This is a genomic window from Chryseobacterium sp. MA9, from assembly GCF_024399315.1.
Taxonomy (GTDB): Bacteria; Bacteroidota; Bacteroidia; order Flavobacteriales; family Weeksellaceae; genus Chryseobacterium.
The window spans coordinates 2,904,567-2,923,116 of the sequence record NZ_CP075170.1 but is presented as its reverse complement, the minus strand read 5'-3'; the positions used below and the strand labels follow the sequence as shown (position 1 = coordinate 2,923,116).

At 36.5% G+C, this 18,550-nt stretch carries 14 protein-coding genes; 4 read left to right on the top strand and 10 right to left on the bottom strand.

Annotation, left to right across the window (positions count from 1 at the left end; genetic code table 11):
• Window positions 1-64: 64 nt before the first annotated feature.
• Window positions 65-3,412, bottom strand: a complete 3,348-nt coding sequence (locus KIK00_RS13295; RefSeq protein WP_255812866.1) for a methylmalonyl-CoA mutase family protein — start codon at window positions 3,410-3,412, stop codon at window positions 65-67.
• Between the two features lie 249 nt (window positions 3,413-3,661).
• Between KIK00_RS13295 and KIK00_RS13290 the strand changes: the two genes are divergently transcribed.
• Entirely contained in the window at window positions 3,662-3,994 is a 333-nt protein-coding gene (locus tag KIK00_RS13290) for a hypothetical protein (RefSeq protein ID WP_255816673.1), read from the top strand.
• Here the strand turns inward: KIK00_RS13290 and KIK00_RS13285 are convergent.
• Window positions 3,991-5,109: a DUF3667 domain-containing protein gene (locus KIK00_RS13285; RefSeq protein WP_255812865.1), complete on the bottom strand. Its 1,119-nt coding sequence runs from the start codon at window positions 5,107-5,109 to the stop codon at window positions 3,991-3,993. The two genes, KIK00_RS13290 and KIK00_RS13285, sit on opposite strands and share 4 nt — an antisense overlap.
• A gap of 350 nt (window positions 5,110-5,459) precedes the next feature.
• On the opposite strand from KIK00_RS13285, the gene rplM reads away from it, so the two are divergent.
• From rplM to rpsB, 3 genes are all read left to right on the top strand, one after another.
• Entirely contained in the window at window positions 5,460-5,915 is a 456-nt protein-coding gene (rplM, locus tag KIK00_RS13280) for a 50S ribosomal protein L13 (RefSeq protein WP_027375420.1), read from the top strand.
• 6 nt (window positions 5,916-5,921) lie between these two features.
• A complete protein-coding gene (rpsI, locus tag KIK00_RS13275) occupies window positions 5,922-6,308 on the top strand; it encodes a 30S ribosomal protein S9 (protein ID WP_047373582.1) in 387 nt (128 codons plus the stop codon).
• 203 nt (window positions 6,309-6,511) lie between these two features.
• Window positions 6,512-7,273 (top strand): 30S ribosomal protein S2, encoded by a 762-nt coding sequence (gene rpsB, locus KIK00_RS13270; RefSeq protein WP_047373581.1) that lies wholly within the window; start codon window positions 6,512-6,514, stop codon window positions 7,271-7,273.
• 65 nt (window positions 7,274-7,338) lie between these two features.
• Here the strand turns inward: rpsB and KIK00_RS13265 are convergent, their stop codons facing one another.
• From KIK00_RS13265 to KIK00_RS13230, 8 genes are all read right to left on the bottom strand, one after another.
• Window positions 7,339-7,527, bottom strand: a complete 189-nt coding sequence (locus KIK00_RS13265; RefSeq protein ID WP_255812864.1) for a hypothetical protein — start codon at window positions 7,525-7,527, stop codon at window positions 7,339-7,341.
• A gap of 396 nt (window positions 7,528-7,923) precedes the next feature.
• The gene (locus KIK00_RS13260; RefSeq protein WP_255812863.1) at window positions 7,924-8,364 is read right to left on the bottom strand and encodes a DUF6759 domain-containing protein; all 441 of its coding nucleotides are present in this window, start codon (window positions 8,362-8,364) and stop codon (window positions 7,924-7,926) included.
• Window positions 8,361-9,068 (bottom strand): DUF6759 domain-containing protein, encoded by a 708-nt coding sequence (locus tag KIK00_RS13255; RefSeq protein WP_255812862.1) that lies wholly within the window; start codon window positions 9,066-9,068, stop codon window positions 8,361-8,363. Before KIK00_RS13255 ends, KIK00_RS13260 begins: the two co-directional genes overlap by 4 nt.
• 20 nt (window positions 9,069-9,088) lie before the next feature.
• Window positions 9,089-9,766, bottom strand: coding sequence for a tRNA (guanosine(46)-N7)-methyltransferase TrmB (trmB, locus tag KIK00_RS13250; RefSeq protein ID WP_255812861.1), 678 nt, complete (start codon window positions 9,764-9,766; stop codon window positions 9,089-9,091).
• Between the two features lie 96 nt (window positions 9,767-9,862).
• Window positions 9,863-10,627 carry a DUF6759 domain-containing protein gene (locus tag KIK00_RS13245; protein WP_255812860.1) on the bottom strand — a complete coding sequence of 255 codons (765 nt, stop codon included), beginning with the start codon at window positions 10,625-10,627 and terminating at the stop codon, window positions 9,863-9,865.
• Between the two features lie 279 nt (window positions 10,628-10,906).
• The gene (locus KIK00_RS13240) at window positions 10,907-11,701 is read right to left on the bottom strand and encodes a hypothetical protein (RefSeq protein ID WP_255812859.1); all 795 of its coding nucleotides are present in this window, start codon (window positions 11,699-11,701) and stop codon (window positions 10,907-10,909) included.
• 199 nt (window positions 11,702-11,900) lie between these two features.
• Window positions 11,901-15,299: a T9SS type B sorting domain-containing protein gene (locus tag KIK00_RS13235; protein ID WP_255812858.1), complete on the bottom strand. Its 3,399-nt coding sequence runs from the start codon at window positions 15,297-15,299 to the stop codon at window positions 11,901-11,903.
• Window positions 15,300-15,413: 114 nt separating this feature from the next.
• The gene (locus KIK00_RS13230) at window positions 15,414-18,236 is read right to left on the bottom strand and encodes a gliding motility-associated C-terminal domain-containing protein (protein WP_255812857.1); all 2,823 of its coding nucleotides are present in this window, start codon (window positions 18,234-18,236) and stop codon (window positions 15,414-15,416) included.
• Window positions 18,237-18,550 lie beyond the last annotated feature (314 nt).

Sequence of the window (18,550 nt, the reverse complement as noted above, 5' to 3'; positions counted from 1 at the left end):
ACAAAAAAACCTCAAAGAAATCCTTTGAGGTTTTTTGTATAAAAAATGTATGTCCAATTATGGCTTACATATTTCTTCTGTATTTACCACCCACTTCAAATAAAGCATTGGTAATTTGTCCTAAAGAACAGTATTTTACAGCATCCATCATCACTTCAAACAAGTTTTGCTGGTTGATGGCTGCATGTTGAAGTTGTTTCAGAGCTTCTTCAGATCTGCTGTCATTCGCTTGCTGGAAGTTATGCAGAGATTCAATCTGTGATTGTTTTTCTTCTTCAGTGGAACGGATAACTTCTCCTGGTAGAACAGTTGGTGAACCATCTTTTCCTAAGAAAGTGTTTACTCCAATGATTGGATATTCACCTGTATGCTTCAGCCATTCGTAATGCATAGACTCTTCCTGAATTTTTGAACGCTGGTACATTGTTTCCATAGCGCCAAGAACACCTCCTCTTTCAGTGATTCTGTCAAATTCCGTATATACAGCTTCTTCCACAAGATCCGTTAATTCTTCAATGATAAATGATCCCTGAAGCGGATTTTCGTTTTTGGCCAGTCCTAATTCTTTATTGATGATCAGCTGAATCGCCATTGCTCTTCTTACAGATTGCTCAGTAGGAGTTGTGATCGCCTCGTCATAAGCATTGGTGTGAAGTGAATTACAGTTATCATAGATTGCATAAAGTGCCTGAAGAGTTGTTCTGATGTCATTGAAATCAATTTCCTGAGCATGCAGAGAACGTCCTGAAGTCTGAATGTGGTATTTCAACATTTGGCTTCTTTCGTCTGCTCCGTATTTTAGTTTCATAGCTTTTGCCCAGATTCTTCTTGCTACACGTCCGATTACTGAATACTCAGGGTCAATACCATTGGAGAAGAAGAAAGATAAGTTGGGTGCAAAATCATTGATGTCCATACCACGGCTTAAGTAATATTCCACATAAGTGAAGCCGTTGGCCAGTGTGAATGCTAATTGAGAAACAGGGTTTGCTCCTGCTTCAGCAATATGATATCCTGAAATGGAAACGGAGTAGAAGTTTCTTACCTTCTCTCTGATGAAATATTCCTGAACGTCACCCATTAGTCTAAGGGCAAATTCAGTAGAGAAGATACATGTATTCTGAGCCTGGTCTTCTTTTAAGATGTCAGCCTGAACGGTACCACGAACAGTAGCAATCGTTTTAGCCTTAATTTCTGCGTATACATCTGCAGGAATTACTTCATCACCTGTTAATCCTAAAAGCTGTAATCCTAAACCATTATTGGATGGAGGAAGTTCCCCTTTGTATTTTGGTCTTTCTAAACCTTTGTTGTCAAATTTTTCCTTAAGTTTAGCCTCTACTTTAGCTTCTAAGCCATTTTCTTTGATATACTTTTCAACATTCTGATCGATGGCAGCATTCATAAAGAAAGCCAGCAGCATTGGTGCAGGACCATTGATCGTCATTGAAACCGAAGTCAGTGCATTAACCAGATCAAACCCGGAATACAATTTTTTAGCATCATCCAACGTGGCAATAGAAACCCCTGCATTTCCAATTTTACCATAAATATCCGGTGGTAAAGCAGGATCCTGACCATATAATGTCACAGAGTCAAAAGCTGTAGATAAACGCTTTGCCGGCATTTCTGCAGAAACATAATGGAATCTTCTGTTGGTTCTTTCAGGACCACCTTCTCCTGCAAACATCCTTGTTGGATCTTCACCGGTTCTCTTGAACGGATAAATTCCGGCTGTATAAGGGAAACTTCCCGGAAGGTTTTCCTGTCCTTTCCATTTGATCAGATCACCCCAGTCATTGTATTTTGGTAATGCAATTTTTGGAATTCTCAAATGAGATAAAGATTCTGTTGATGTTTCCACCTTAATCTCTTTTCCTCTTACAAAATAAGAGTAGAATTCTGCCTGGAAAGCTTTTTTCGTATCATCCCAGGTCTTCAGGAAGTCGATATTATCCTGTTGAAGATGTTTTTCTGCCTTTTGATATTCAGCATCTAAAACCTCATTGGAAATTATATTTTTTACGCCTTCAATATGATACATTGTTCTGGCCAGTTCAGCCTGCTTTTCAATATTGATGTCGTATTGTTTGTTGTTTTCAACAATTTCAGAAAGGTAACGAACTCTTTTCGGAGGAATAATGGTTACTTCTTCTGTTATTTCCTGTTCTACAAATGCATTGAGTCTTAAATCAGCAAATTTTTCATTTACCTTTGAAACCAATCTGTTGTATAATTCCGTTGTTCCGTGGTCATTAAACTGAGACGCTTTTGTAGCATATACAGGCATGTCCTCCAGTGGGCTTTCCCATAAAAGATGGTTTCTCTGGAACTGTTTTCTCACTGCCTGAAGAGCATCAAGAGCACCTCTTTTGTCAGATTTGTTTAATGCGACAAGATCCGCATAGTCTAGCATGTCGATTTTTTCCAACTGTGTAGATGCTCCATATTCAGGAGTCATTACATACATGGAAACATCGGCAAAATCTGACACTTCTGAACCAGACTGTCCGATCCCTGAAGTTTCAAGGATGATGACATCAGGATGAGCCAGCTTCAGTACATTCAATGCAGAATGAATGAATGGAGAAACGGAAACATTATTTTCTCTGGTTGCCATAGAACGCATATACACTCTAGGATCATTGATTGCGTTCATACGGATTCTGTCTCCTAATAAAGCACCTCCGGTTTTCTTTTTTGAAGGGTCAATAGAGATAATGGCAATTTTTTTATCGGTATTTGAACGTAAGAAACGTCTTACCAATTCATCTGTTAAAGAAGATTTACCAGCTCCTCCGGTACCCGTAATACCAATAATTGGAATGGTTAAATCTTTAGACTTTTCGTCAATTGCTTTTACAAGCTCAGGTTTTTCTTCTGAGAAGTTTTCAACAGCAGAGATAATGCTGGCGATGCTTGTTGAGTTTTCAAAGCTGATGGAATCCAGGTCTTTTGCAGTTACATCTTTTCCTGTAGCAAAATCTGATCTTTGTACAAGATCATCAATCATTCCCTGAAGCCCAAGTTCACGGCCGTCATCCGGAGAATAAATTCTGTCAATTCCATAAGACATCAGATCTTTGATCTCTTCCGGAAGGATTACACCGCCACCACCGCCAAAAATTTTGATCTGTGGTGAATTTTTTTCTCTCAACAGGTCATAGATATATTTGAAATATTCTGTGTGACCTCCCTGATATGAAGTTAATGCAATAGCATTGGCATCTTCCTGGATTGCTGTATTTACAACTTCCTCTGCTGATTTATCGTGTCCTAAATGGATCACTTCGCATCCTGTTCCCTGAATAACACGACGCATAATATTGATCGCAGCATCATGCCCATCAAATAATGAGGCAGCAGTTACGATTCTTACCTTGTTGGTTGGAGTATATTTTTGGGTTTCCATAAAAATTCTAGAAAGTTTCTAAGTTTTCAAATATAACAATAAAAAAAGAACCAGGTGTTTGATTTTATTCTTTTGATTGTCAACTGGTTGGTTGTGCTTATTTAATTGTATGTCCCCTTTTTGAGCCGAAAACTTTGAAAGTTGGGAAACCACAGAGTTAAAACAAGTTGCAGTGTCTTCGTTTTCAAAGGCACTCATCTTTACATTCTCAAATTAAATTCTCTACTTTTGCAGAATATTTTTACAGACATGCAAAAAGCTTTGATGTACTTCGGATTGGGAACGGTAATAAGCTTCCTGATTAACTATTTCTTCTTAAGTTCACAGAATATCGGACTTGATATTTATTATGCTGTTGCCTTTGGTTCTGCCTGGGGACTTGCTTATTATCTGGATACACCCAATTTTTCACTGCCTAAGAAATTAGGATTGTCATTTGTAGGAATGGGAATTCTTGTTCTGGCAGGAATTTTAATGTTTAAACTTGAATTGGCGATTCCATCTATCCTGAAATTTTCTACCGTTTTCGTTGCATATTATTTATTTGCAAGCTTCAGAGGGAATAAATCTCTTCGTAACTAGTGCATCATTATAAAGCTGGTGTACATTAACAGGAGCCCCATACACAGGATACCGATAAAATTAATCATGAATAAAAATATTCCTTTGAAAATGCTTATCGTTCGGGTACTTTCATAGATTCTGTGATGAGCCGCAAAAAAATAAACGAACATATAAAGAATAGTTGCGGTATAGACCAATAGATACAAAAAGGTTAAAAGGCTGGAGTCAGGAAGGAGATCGGTGATTTTATCAAAAACGATTAAGATAAGTGTTCCTAACAATAAGAAGGAAAAATAATGAAGGGTAAAAATTCCATGATCGAAATACCACCATTTCTTTTTATTATGAAAAATCCAAAGAAAGAAAGCAAAAACCGGAAGGTAGATGAATAGTGCTTTTGGAAGGGTGTGTATCATTGTTTCCTTGAATTTTCCAAAAATCTGATCCTTATTATACCCCTGTTCCTGCATATGGAATATCTTCTTGGCAAAAGGTTTTAAAAAGCTGTAAACGGCTTGGTTGTTTTTGTCTTTAGACTGAAGAGAATCATATTGTTTCATACTTCTTGCACTTAGCACGCTAAGCTTTCCATCTGTAGTTTCTCCTAAAGCATCAGTTTCAATATCATTCCCATTTACATCTGTTACTTTGATATCTTTATCTGCTTTTGAGTAAGACTTCTTATTTAACTGGTCTTTGGAGAAGTGTTGTTTTAAACTGTCTGTAAACTTTACGGTATTCTCATTTTTTCTTTTTTCTTTTTCAATTTTTCCGGCATTGTGTTCTTTTTTATGATGTTTCACTGTTTCCTCTTCTGATCCAGGGAAAAGGGAAGGAAGAAAGAATGTAATAAAGCTTATAAAAATATAGAGCTTCACAGGGGCAACATATAATTGTCTTTTCCCTGCCAGATATTCTTTGGTAAGTTTTCCGGGACGGGTTAATAAGTATTTGATTGTTTTCCAGAATTCGCCATCATAATGAGTGAAGTCCTCAATGAAATGGGTGAAAAGAAAATGAAACGGCTGCTTGGGCTCTGTATTTTCCTGTCCGCAGTGTGGGCAAAACCTTTCATCAACCTGATGTCCGCAGTTCAGGCAGGTTTTATCATCTCTTAGTTTTCCGTGGCTCATGAATTATGGAATATGATTAACACAAATATAATTATTTCAATGAAACTGTAATTATATTAATGTGTTTTACGGAAATTTTTAAAGTTAATTTAATAAAAGAAAGAGTTGAGGGAATGAACTCTTTGCTGTATCACCTGTGTTTTTAGAATCTTCTAAGCGTTTTTTTTTTCATCGCCACAACAATTTACAAGATGTATGCCAAATTATAAGAGTGTTAAAATCTATTGATATAGGGGTGCATAGACCGGATTCTATAGATAAAATAAAATATGTTTTTGGGTTACAAAAATAATTTGTACCTTTGCACACCCTTTTAGGGGTAAATTATGTTTAATCTTTAACTAAAACGTGTGAATACATTAAGTTACAAAACTGTTTCAGCGAACAAAGCTACTGCGAATAAAGAATGGGTTGTGGTAGACGCTGAAGGACAGCCGTTAGGTAGATTAGCTTCTACGGTTGCAAAGATTTTGAGAGGTAAGCACAAAACGAACTTTACACCTCACGTAGATTGTGGTGATAACGTGATCGTTTTGAATGCTGGGAAAATTACACTTTCCGGAAACAAGTGGGCTGATAAGACTTATATCTGGCATACAGGATATCCTGGTGGACAGAAGTCTATGACTGCGGCTGAACTTCAAAAGAAAGATTCTTTAAAGGTATTAGAAAAATCTGTAAAAGGTATGTTGCCTAAAAACAGATTAGGAGCTGCTATCCTTAAGAACCTTTATTTATATGAAGGAACTGAGCACAAACATGAAGCTCAACAGCCTAAAACAATTAATGTTAACGAATTTAAATAATTAATTATGTCTATAGTTCACAAAATCGGAAGAAGAAAAACTTCTGTAGCAAGAGTTTATGTAAGACCAGGTTCTGGAAACATTACAGTAAACGGTAAAGATGCTAAAGAATATTTCTCTACAGACGTGATGGTTTACAAATTAAACCAACCGTTTATCCTTTCTGAGACTGTTGGTCAGTATGACGTTACCGTAAACGTATTCGGTGGTGGAAATACAGGTCAGGCAGAAGCTATCAGATTAGGTATTTCAAGAGCTTTATGCGAAATCAACGCTGAGTTCAGATTAGCATTAAAGCCAGCTGGTTTACTTACAAGAGACGCAAGAATGGTGGAAAGAAAGAAGCCAGGTCAGAAAAAAGCAAGAAAGAGATTCCAATTCTCAAAACGTTAAGAATTGCGGTAAGCTTAAAGCAATATGCAATAAGCTTTTTGAAAAACTTATTAAAATTTTTAATTCGCTTCAAAGCCTACGGCTTACTGCCTGAAGCTTAAAGCAAAAATTGCCCGTTACGTTTAGCATCCAAACGCTTCTCCCATCTAAAGAAGTTGTTGATTGTTTAAAAGACGGAAAGTAAACTAACAAAAACAGAAAACATGGCAAAAGCAAATGTAAAAGACCTTTTAGAGGCTGGCGTACACTTCGGTCACATGACTAGAAAGTGGAACCCAAATATGGCTCCATACATTTTTATGGAGAAAAACGGTATTCACATTGTAGACTTACATAAAACAGCAGTTAAATTAGATGAAGCTTGCAGCGCTTTAGAAAAATTAACTTCTGCAGGTAAAAAAGTTCTTTTCGTAGCTACTAAGAAGCAAGCGAAAGAAGTTGTTGCAAAACACGCTTCTGAACTTAATATGCCTTATATTACAGAAAGATGGCCAGGAGGTATGTTAACGAATTTCGTTACTATCAGAAAGGCTGTAAAGAAGATGAATGCTATCGACAAAATGAAAAAAGACGGTACGTTCGAAACTTTATCTAAAAAAGAAAGATTACAAGTTGACAGACAAAGAGCTAACTTAGAAAAGAACTTAGGTTCTATCTCTGACATGGTTCGTCTTCCTTCTGCAATCTTCGTTGTAGATATCTTGAGAGAACACATCGCTGTAACTGAAGCTAAGAAATTAGGTATTCCAGTTTTCGGTATTGTTGATACAAACTCTGACCCTAGAAAAGTTGACTTCGTTATCCCAGGAAACGATGATGCTTCTAAATCTATCGATATGATCTTGAGCATTGTTTCAGAATCTATCAAAGAAGGTCAGTCTCAAAGAAAAGCTGATAAAGAAAAATCTAAAGAAGAAGGAGAAGTAGTATCTGCTGATAAAGATGCTGACTTCGATGCAGAATAATTAAAGATTTTCTTTAATATAGAAAAAACGCTGGATTTCGGTCCAGCGTTTTTTTATTATTTATACTAAGGTTTCTTAGGGCACACCGTAAATTCTGGGAAATCAGGATCTGTTGTTGGGACAACTACTCCGATTCTGCATACACCGCTGCAGCACATTTCTCCAATTTCTAAATTACAGCCGTCTATACAGCTTCTGTATCCTCCTTTAATTGTTCTTAGCTCACTTCTTGAGACTTTTTTTAAATTTTTCATGGTTTTTAGTTTTAGTTTTTTCCTACTCTATGTGCTTTTCGGAATCCGCAATTATATTTCTAAATATATGGAAATATTTGTTATGTGTATGATTTTCAGAATAATATTTTGATTTTACGTTGTTTAAGCTTTGGTAGGAATTTTTGTATAGTTTCTTATGATCTAAATAGTGTTTAAATATAAGTTTACGTTCATAACTCTTTGTTGATGCTGATCGTTTTATTAAGCGTTTTCAGGCTCTGGATCTCTTTTTATATCTTATATGGCTTTTATTTAGATAGCTCAAAAACGGTATTGTTCTGTCGGTTTCTGCTTGCTCGTTAACTTTCCTAATAAGATACTATATTAGATTTATTCATTAAAAATAAAAACCCACAGAGTTCTGCGGGTTATATATTAGTTTGAAAGCTTTATAGAATATGAGGTGGTGATAAACTTTGTAGACTGATAGGTCGAGTTACAAATAAGTCCGGATAACCTGTAATTTTGATTTTTAGGAACCATTGTGTATCCTACTTTTCCAGAACCGATAGGGATTTTCTTGAAGAAATTATTCCCGCTTACCGTAAGAACCATATTGCATGGAGATTTGTTTTCTACTGAAATAGAGGTCCTGGGATTTTTCGGATCATCATTGTTAAGAAGATCATTAAGAACGTCTGCAGTTTCCGGTTTATAGGTTTTTATAAGCTCGTTATATTCACTTTCCGTGTTTGCTCTGTTACCGGCATTGCTGGTAGGGTAAGGGTAGGAGGTTCTTCCCGGATAGCTGCCATAATTTACATTACAGCTGGCAAGGATCAATGAAATTCCGGTCAAAACTATTAGTTTTTTCATCCTATTTTACTTTTTGATTTTTGTTTTTTCGAAGGTTTTTCCGGAACCGGTTCCTTTTGGGCGGATTTCAGTTCAGTCCCGGCTTGTTTCGGATTGTCTATCGTTACAAATATACTTTTTTTAATGTCTTTCTGGGAGACGTATTTCATATCGCAAATATTGCTGTTGAGCGCATATGAACCCTTATTAACCACAATAAAATTTTCTCCGTGAGCGGGAACGGCAAGATTATAATAATCTTTTCCTTCAATCCTCAGTACAATATTGCAGTCTGAATTATTTTTGAATAAGAGTATCGCTTCTTTGCGGGTAATATCTTCATTGAACATTGTATTCAGAAGTTTCACCGTTTTTTCTTTATGTTCAGCAGAGGTTTCAGTGATAAGTTTTTTAAACTCCTCAGCATCATTTGAATAAGGATTTCTCATGATACTTTTAGGAATATCGGAGATAACAGGCCTGGCTTCCATAGGCTTGGCTGTACGGGCTCCTTTTGTCCATTCTGCGTTTTTTAAAGCGATAAGCTTAGGTTTCAGCACGCTTTTCTTCGGATCATCCGGATGGGTGTTCTTAATATACTCTTCAATTTCTTTAATATCAATGCTTTTCAGAATATCTTTATTTGCTTTTTTCTGAGCAGATATCAGGTTGGGGAACAAAAATGTGAAGAATAAAAAGAAAACAGGTAAAAGTTTTTTTTTCATCAATTGTTATTTTTACTTCATCAGCTTATTCGGAATTTAATGTAAGTAATTGTTTTTCCTTTTGCTGAGAAAAGTTCTTCATAATAGGTTTTAATATCTCTAAGGTGTTCGGTATTAGGATCATATTCCGGTGCTCCGTAGATATCATGATGTGCACTAATGATTTCATAGCCGGCTCCCTGCAAATATCCCAGTGTATATCCATGTAAAAACTCTGAATCGGTTTTTAGATGAATAATACCACCAGGCTTCAGAAACTTTTTGTATCGGTTTAAGAAATCAGGATGAGTCAATCTGTGCTTTGTTCTTCTGTATTTGATCTGTGGATCCGGGAACGTAATCCATATTTCATCTACTTCATTTTCAGCAAAAAAATGATCAACAAGCTCGATCTGTGATCTAAGAAAGGCTACATTATTCATGTTGCTGTCTACCGCTTCTTTAGCTCCAAACCAAAATCTTGCGCCTTTAATATCAACTCCGATAAAGTTTTTTTCAGGAAATGTTTTGGCAAGCCCCACAGAATATTCTCCTTTTCCACAACCTAATTCCAATACAATTGGATTGTCATTTTTAAAGAAGTTTTCTCTCCATTTTCCTTTAAGTTCGAAACCTTTTAAAGCTTCTTCCCTTGTTGGTTGGATTACATTTGGTAATATTTTGTTTTCTGCGAATCTTGCTAATTTATTCTTGCCCATTGAGTTATAAAATGAGTGCAAAAATAGTGAAAATTTATGGAGTATCTTTGTCTTTTGGGGGTAAAAGACATAGAGATAATTCGGTTTTGGTGGAAATTATTGGCCTCCTAAAGCGACCATAATTGCCCTTTCAATTGTTTTTTGTGAAGCGTATTGAGCTCCGCAAACAAGGCTGGTGAAAAGATACTGTCCTTTTTCTATAACAATTGAACCCTCACCATGAGCAGGAACAGCCAGTCTGTATTTAGTAGTACCTACACCTTCCATTCTTACAATGATATTACAGTCTGATTTATTTTGAATCAATATAATAGCTTCTTTAGCATTAGGGTCATTATCAAATAAAGAGTTTAGGATTTTTACAGTTTTGTTTTTATGCTCAACAGGTGAGACAGTCATAAGCATGTTGAACTCTTCAGCTTCAGCATTTGGAATTGCCGTATTAGCCGTAGTATTTACAACAAATGTATTCTGTGCAGTGCTTGGAGTATAAACGGTGGTAGGCTGTTTTGCTGCTAATTCGGCCTTATATTTTGCAATCTGTTTCTGTTTGATGATAGCATTCATTTCATCAAAGGTGATCTTTGTGGAAGGCCTTCTCCTCAGCATGGCAAGCATTTCCTGCATATCTTTTACTTTCTGATCGGCTGGATGTGCATTTTTGATGTATTCTTTCATCATGTCCATTACCCTTGGTTTCAGGACAGATCTCCGAGGATCATCAGGATGGGCATCTCTTAAGAAGGCATTGATTTCGTAGATATTCTTACTTTTCAGAATATTACTATAGTCTTTCCCTTTTTTTTGAGCAGACATAGTAAAGAAAAACATACAACAAAGAAGTAAAAGGACTTTTTTCATTAATTATTAAGTTAAAAATTGAGTGCTTCTCTCTTAATTTGTGTTTTGGGCTGTTAGTTTTTATTTGGATAACGACAAACAAGTGTTTTTATTTTAAACACTTGTTTGTGAGATAAAATTAAGCATATTTTTGAATATTGAATAATGATATGCAATAAAAGTTGAGTAATCTATATTGGATGTAGTATGGAGGGGGTTTACCGTGGGATTTCTGTTTATTTCAAAAGAAATAATCCATGTGAAGGACATGGATTATTTATATATATTGGAATTATTTCTCTAATTATTGCTTACAACCTCCTGAAGATGTGAACTTCTAAGTCTCTTCTGATAGATTGGCAGATATTTTTCAATAGGAATCTTTACGGCTTCAAAGTTTCCGGCTAATACATACGCCTGAATGTTTTCAGAAGTATAAACGAATTGAAGGAAGTTATCAATTAAATTCTCAGGAATTTTAAACTTTGTGAAATAATCTTTTCCCAGATAGTTTTTGATCTGTGTAACGGAACTGTTCATTCTTTCGTATGCCTGATAACGCTGCTTTTTCTTTCTCTCACCGGAAAGAATATCATAGATACTTTCAAGGCTGAAGGTAAGTCCGCCATCCCGCAATCCAGCAACAGGAAGTTCAGGAGGAGTTCCGTCACCTTTTGGTTCTGGAAGCCCGATTACTTTCTTAAGAGCATGTGCTTTATCCTCTTTTCTTAAAGAATTCACATCATACCGAAGGTTTCCGGTAGGTTTGAACCTGCTGAGTACAATTTCCTGAATTTCATAATACGCAATTTTAAGCTCAACCAGATTTTTTTGTGCCATTGATTGAGGCGTTAGCTTAATGTCTTTTCTTTCGGTAACAATAGAGGTAAACCGGATAACATCTCCGGGATTGGCGGGGATACTAAAATTACCATTATAATCGGTAAGAACGGTTTTCTGGATGTTTAGATTAGTGACATATACCTGATTGAGATATAAAATAGAGTTGTCTCTCAGAAATACCTCTCCGGAATATACTTGAGCATTAATTTTTGCCAGAAAAACCAATAGCAGTAGAGTAAACAGTTTCTTCATATAATGCGCAAAATTACATAGAAATAAAGCAATTTTGCCTAGTTAGATGAAGAATAGTGGTTAAAGTTATATTAAACTTTAACATTAAACTGTTAAGGATTGTTAGAAATATGCAATTACTTTAAAAAGAGTATATATAAGTAAAGAAGCCGGAAGAAAGCGCTGCTGAAAATTTGCATTCTTTCTTACGGCTTCTTTTTTATCTATGTTTTACAAGCAGCCAGCTCGAATATTTTACAGTGAGGGAAGAACCATACTCTGTCCAGGTGATAAAATACCAGTAGGTTGCCGTAGGGACATATCTTCCACCTATTCTTCCGTCCCAGGTATATCTGTTTTCCGGAGTTCCTCTGAAGACTTCCGCACCGTATCGGTCAAAGATCCTGAATACAAGATTATCATTGGCCATTAAGGCAGAATAATCTATTCCTTCGTTATAGCCATCTCCATTTGGAGTAATCGTGTTGATCAGGTTAATAATGGCAAATGATTTTTTGACTTCTTCACACATTTTAGAATCTCTCACAAATACATTATGTGCTCCTCTTGGTACATTGTAGAAAACATTGGAACTCTGCCATACCACACCATCCAAAGAATATTCATAAGGCGGGGTACCACCGCTTACTCCGACTTTTACCGTTGTTCCATCAATTTCAATAGATGTAATCATAGGCAGCGGCAATTCTGTAACATTCACATATTGTTTGTAAACACAGCCATTGAAGGTAAGCTCTACCCAATAACTTCCAGAGGCAACATTGGTAATAGAAGGCGTAGTAGCTCCCGTGCTCCATAAATATCTTTCAAAGCCAGGTCCTGCATCCAATGTGGTAGTGGTTTTCGGGCAAATAGCCTTATCTTTTAGTATATCTGATTTTTTAGGAACTTTAATGTTGATTTTAAGAGTACCTACTTCCGGACAGACCCCATTTTTTTCAAAACGGATATAATAAGTCTGTGAAGTTGTAATATTAACAGGTGATGAAACGATATTCACATTATTCTGAGCATCCGCCAAAGTTGCGTGAAAAGTGAAAGTAACATTGGGGTCTAAAGTAAACTGAGGGATAAATTGAGCTAAGTTTACACTTTTTATTCCATCCAGATCATCATCACAAACACTTTCCGTAACGGTTTTGGTTATCAATGTTACTTTAGATCCGATACTGAACTGTAAAGGCTTGATTACAGAAGCACAGCCATCCGGAGAATCTACTCTGATGTAAATTGTAGTTGTTCCTGTATAACTCCAGCTGTTAGGAAGAGTATTGTTGTTTCCTGCATTAGCATCTGCCAGATTTGCATAATATCTTACATTGGTAAAATAGTTAGGATTATTAAGTACAATAGGAGTGACATTGGAAAGGATAAGGGTAACTGTCCCATCCAGATTATCATCACAGAAAATGCCATTGTAGTTATCCAGAACAATCGCCTTATTGAAAAGAGATAATGTAATTTGTGCAATACTTTTACATCCAATATTGTTTTTGACAACAGCATATATGATAGTAGCATTAGGTGCTGTGTATGATGTTGTATTGGTTATTGCTGCTGCAGCATTTTCATTCTGAGCATCTATAAGAGTTGGATAGTAGGTAATGGTAACAGGAGAATTGCTGGTGATGTTGGCAGTAGTCAAGTTGAACGTTCCCTGTCCATTTACATCACAGGCAAATAATGTTGTATTCATTACTGTAAGAGCCTGAATATTGATGGTAACTGTTATTGTTTCACAATCTGGGAAGTCCGGATCATTTCCACAGAATGTATAAGTGAATGTATCTGTTCCGGATGTACCGGGAGTATTCACAGTATAAGTAATGATCCCTGTAGCAGGGTTTACCACTGCAGTACCTAAAGCAGGTGCTGTTGTAATTGCTACGGTGCTGGGAACAGGAGTTTGTGATGAACTGCTGAAGGCAGGTGTTATAGTCTGCGAAGTACATACATTGTAAGAAGCAGTGGTCAGTTTTGTACAATTCAGGACCTTAAATTTTTCAGTGACTAAAGGTGCACAGCTTCCCATCGTTACAGAACAGGTATAATATCCGGGTAGTGTAGGGGTGATTGAAGATGCCGTGGCTCCCGGAACTAGTGTACCGTTTCTATACCATTGATAAGTATCATAGATAAGTGGGTCTACAGTAAGAACAATGCCTGGAATACAGCCGTCGCCTGATTGTAAAATAACGGGCTGCGTAGGAAAACCCGCGAAAAAGCCACCGTATCCTACGGCATCACTTCCAGCGGTGATTCCTGCCATAATGGCCTTGCTTGAAACTACAGTAATGGTCCCTGTCACATTGGGAATTCCATAAGTAACCCAGTTGGTGGTCCCTGTCATATTGTAAGGACCTGTTATTGCAGGAGGATTAGCTCCGTTTACTGTAATAACAGCTCCTCTTTCCGTGATAAGGTTCAGTTTTGTTGGGATGTTCAGAATACCTCCGGGATTACCATTGGAATGAACAAAATTTTCATTAATAAGCCCCAGTTCGTTAATCTGTTTCGGAAGGTAACAGTTCAAAGCCGGAATGAAATTGAATCCTCCGGTAGCCGTTTCATTTCCCGAATTGGAATCTCCGGCTAAAATCTGATAGACATAAGCATTCTTTGATGTTTTTAGATATAAATTATAATGTCCGTTTCCCTGAAGAATATATTTGGAATCAGGAATAACAAAATATTTTCCTGCATTAATAGTCGCTACAGGAGGTATTTCATTGTTGACAAAGATCTGAGTATTGTCCTCAGTGGCAATAACAACAGCGCCTTCCATATTGGCACCAATTGGTCCGTTACCCTTTACAAGGGCAAATTCATTTCCAAGCCTGTTGACAGGTACTGCCTGGTCCATTAAAATATCTGAACTGGACGGAAAATTTCCTGCATATTGCCCATTAAAATTTCCATTGGTGACATTGACAGGTTTATTTGAAATAATTTTTGAACCAATAAAACCATCAAAGTTTCCTGCTATATCCCCGATTCCGTCAATGATGTAAGACTGCCCTTTATTTAAAGTGAAAGTCATTGTGGGATTGATAGCTCCGGTCATTCCATTAGAAAACTGAACGGCAGGGGTGTATCCGGAAATGGTAACGGTTGTGTTGTCTTCAGTTGCCAGTACACTGGTCATAAAGTTCAGAATATTGTTACTCACGGTAATAGGAGCGGAGGCGGCATAAAACGTTTTTCCCGTGGAAGGAATTCCTTTGGAAGTAATGATTTCTGCGTGGTTGAATACCGAAAACCTTAAATTGGCATAAAAAGGAAATTCTGCTTTAAGGTATAACCCTTTGGTTGTAGGGGTAAATAAATCCGTCTGCTGTGTGGTAATTATATAATTCCTTAATACATCGAATTTTTGCGGATTATTTTTACTGATATTTACCGTTCCGATCAGAATATTATTGTTATAAATATTTACAGGAAAAGGAGTTGTTCTGCTGGTGGATAAATACAGTTTCTGATAAGGATTGGGTGCACCAGTCCTGTCTACCATCGGAGCAAACCAATGCTCTCGGTCCAATTGGGCAAAAGCAGAGGTGAAAATATAAAATATAAATAAAAAAGATAGAATTTTCTTCATTCAGTAGTAGTATTTATCACAAATTTAATAATAAAAAGCATTGAATACTTGAAAATGTAATAAAAAAGCCACGATTATGAAATCGTGGCTTACCAATATGGTTTTAACTAATTATTACTCTCTGTTTTTAACAAGAATCCAACCTGTATATTTTATTGGAGTCTTTTCTTTGTTGGATTCAGTCCAGTTGATATGATACCAATATGTTCCTGTTCCAAGTTTCTTATCAAAGTGTTTTCCGTCCCATCTGTAGTTATTGAATTTGTTTCCGGTAAATACCATATTTCCATATCTGTCATATACTACAAAACTTAGGTTTTCTTTATAAGCAAGCTCACTGTAATCTATATAGTCATTTACGTTATCTCCATTAGGGGTGATGGCATTTAATAGATTAGGAATCGTAATTTCTACAGCAATAGGAGTACAGTTATAAAAATCTTTTACATAGAAAGTATGCTGTCCTCTTGTTAAACCTGTGAAAGTACTTGAATCCTGCCAGTTAGCAGTTCCGTCAACTGCAAACTTATAAGGTGCTTTACCTCCGCTTACAATTACTGTTGCTGTATTATTGTTGATCTCAATCGTTTGAATTACCGGATCTTCAACTTTTTTAACTTTTACTGTCTGAGTAAGGAAACATCCGTTCTTACCAAGAATTACAGTGTATTCTCCAACACCTATGTCTCTGATACCTGAAGTGGTAGCACCTGTGCTCCATTGGTAAGAGTCATATCCGGAACCTGCATCCAGATTGGTTTTAGCATCCATACAGATATACTGATCTACTAATATTGGAGATTTTTTGATTGGAAGTACAATTAATTCAATTTTTGCATTTGCTGTACATCCTTCAGCAGTTGTTACTTTCACATATACAAATCCTCCTGTTGAAGGGAAGTTATCTGGTGTTGTGATCTCATTGATACCTGCAGTAAGATCATTCAGTGTACGGTAGTATTTTTTAGTAACGGCATTATAATCTGTTACTTTAGCTTTTGTAAGATCAAAATAAGCATAAGGAGCTACATCATACCAGCATGCCTTAATAGAAGTATCAGTTACAATGAACGGTACTACAGTAAGGTTTAGGGTAACCTGCTCACAGTCTGTAAACTCAACTGAGTTTCCACAGAATTTATAAACTATTTTATCAGGTCCTAAATATCCAGGGTTTGGAGTATAAGTGATTGTTCCGTTTGGATTCACCACTGCTGTTCCCTTTGTAGGTGGGGTTAAAATTACTACTGTACTTGGCACCACAGTCTGAGTGGATGAAGTAAACGCAGGGGTAATAATTTTAGTAGAACAAGCATTAAGAGCCTGTGTTGTTTCTTTTAAACACGTTTGTACTTTATAGATAGGTGTTGTAACAGGAGGGCATGTTCCCATTGTTACTTTAACCGTATAATTTCCTGATTGTGTAGGAGTGTAAGTGTAAGAAGTTGCCCCCGGAATAGCTACTCCGTCACGGTACCACTGATAGGTTTCATACCCGTCATCTAATTCAAGAACAATTCCTGGTACACATTCACCTGTCTTTTTAGCGATTACAGGGATGGATGAGAACCCAGCAAAATAACCTCCATATCCGGCAGAACTAAATCCTCCATTGATACCCGCTGTTACAGCCTTTGTAGAAGTGATTTTAATATTTCCGGTTACTCCGGTGATTCCATATGTTACCCAGTTCGCATTTCCTGCTACTGGATATGGTCCGTCTGTTGCTGCTACTGGGTTATCATTTACCATTACAGTAGCTCCGGTTTCTGTTAAGATATTTAGTTTTACAATGATATCCTGAACTGCACTAGCTCCTGCTGGGCCAATAGGCATCTCATTGATCTTTCCGATTTCATCAATTTTTCTCGGAAGGAAACAGTTCAATGGTGGTATATAGTTGAATCCATTGGTAGCATCACTTCCCATAATTCCAATAAATTGGTATAAGTATACATTTTTAGTAGTCGAAATGAACATATTTGAATGTCCTGAAAAACTTTGAACCACATAGCTGGTTTCATTGATTCTGTACCATTCTCCGGCAGCAAGTGTCGCAACAGAAGTAGTACCTCCATTTAAAAACACTTCAGTGTTATCTTCAGTTGCAACAATAAGACCTCCTTCCATATTTAGGTTAGGAGCAGTAGATCTTGTTTTTACCATTGCAAAAGTATTTCCAAGTCTGTCAACCGGTACAGACTGATCCAAAACCGGATCACTTCCTGAAGGGGCAGTGGAGAAGTTGGCATTACAGCTTCCGTTGGTAAGTGTTATTGGTTTGTCAGCAACTATTTTGGCACCGATAAAACCAGTCTTGTTTGCAGACTGAGATCCGGATCCTGCAAGAATAAAAGATTGTCCTTTCTGTAAGGTAAAGGATTGAGTGTTACCAGTAGGAGTTCCATTGATAAAAACTACTCCGGCAGTAGGGTTCCATGAAACTGTTACATTGGTATTATCTTCAGTTGCAAGCACACCTGCTGTAAAGTTTTGAATACTGCTGGTATTGGTATTGGGAGCTGTAGCAACGAAGAATGTTTTTCCAATTCCTGCTCTTCCTTTACTCGTGATTACTTCCCCGTGAACACTTTGGGCAAGCCTTAAACTGCAGTAGAAAGGTTTTGTTGCTTTTAGATAAAGTCCTTTATTACCCACATTGAATGCATCAGTACTGGTACCCGTAGAAATCAGGTTGTTGGCAACCTTGTAGGTCTGTGGGTTAGTTTTACTGATTGTAACCGTGGTAACTATATTATTATTATTGTAAATGGTTACATCAAAAGGAGTAGCTGAATCAGTGGAAAGATATATCATGTTGTTATATCCTCCGACACTGTCATAATAAGGAGCAATCCAATGCTCGCTATCCCTTTGTGCAAAGAGTGTATTAATTGTAAAAAAAATTAATACCAAACTGAGTAGAAATCTTTTCATGTGTATGGAATTAGGATTTCTACAAAATTAAAATAAAAAATGAAATACTTTTAATAAAATGTAAATAAATGTTAAAAAATGTTCCCGATTTCTAAATAAAAGCCTTCTTGAGTATGAAACTTGCAATTGAACTTTAAATAAGTCTATCTGAATGGTACATAATATATCCCATTATTAAGATTTATTTTTGTTTGGTTTTTTCGTAACGGAGATAATTTTTATAAAAAGTCTTATATGAAATTCTGTTTAATTGCCCCGATATCAGTCTGTATATTATTGTAATGGAAAGGTTCTATAAATAAAAAATCCCAGTG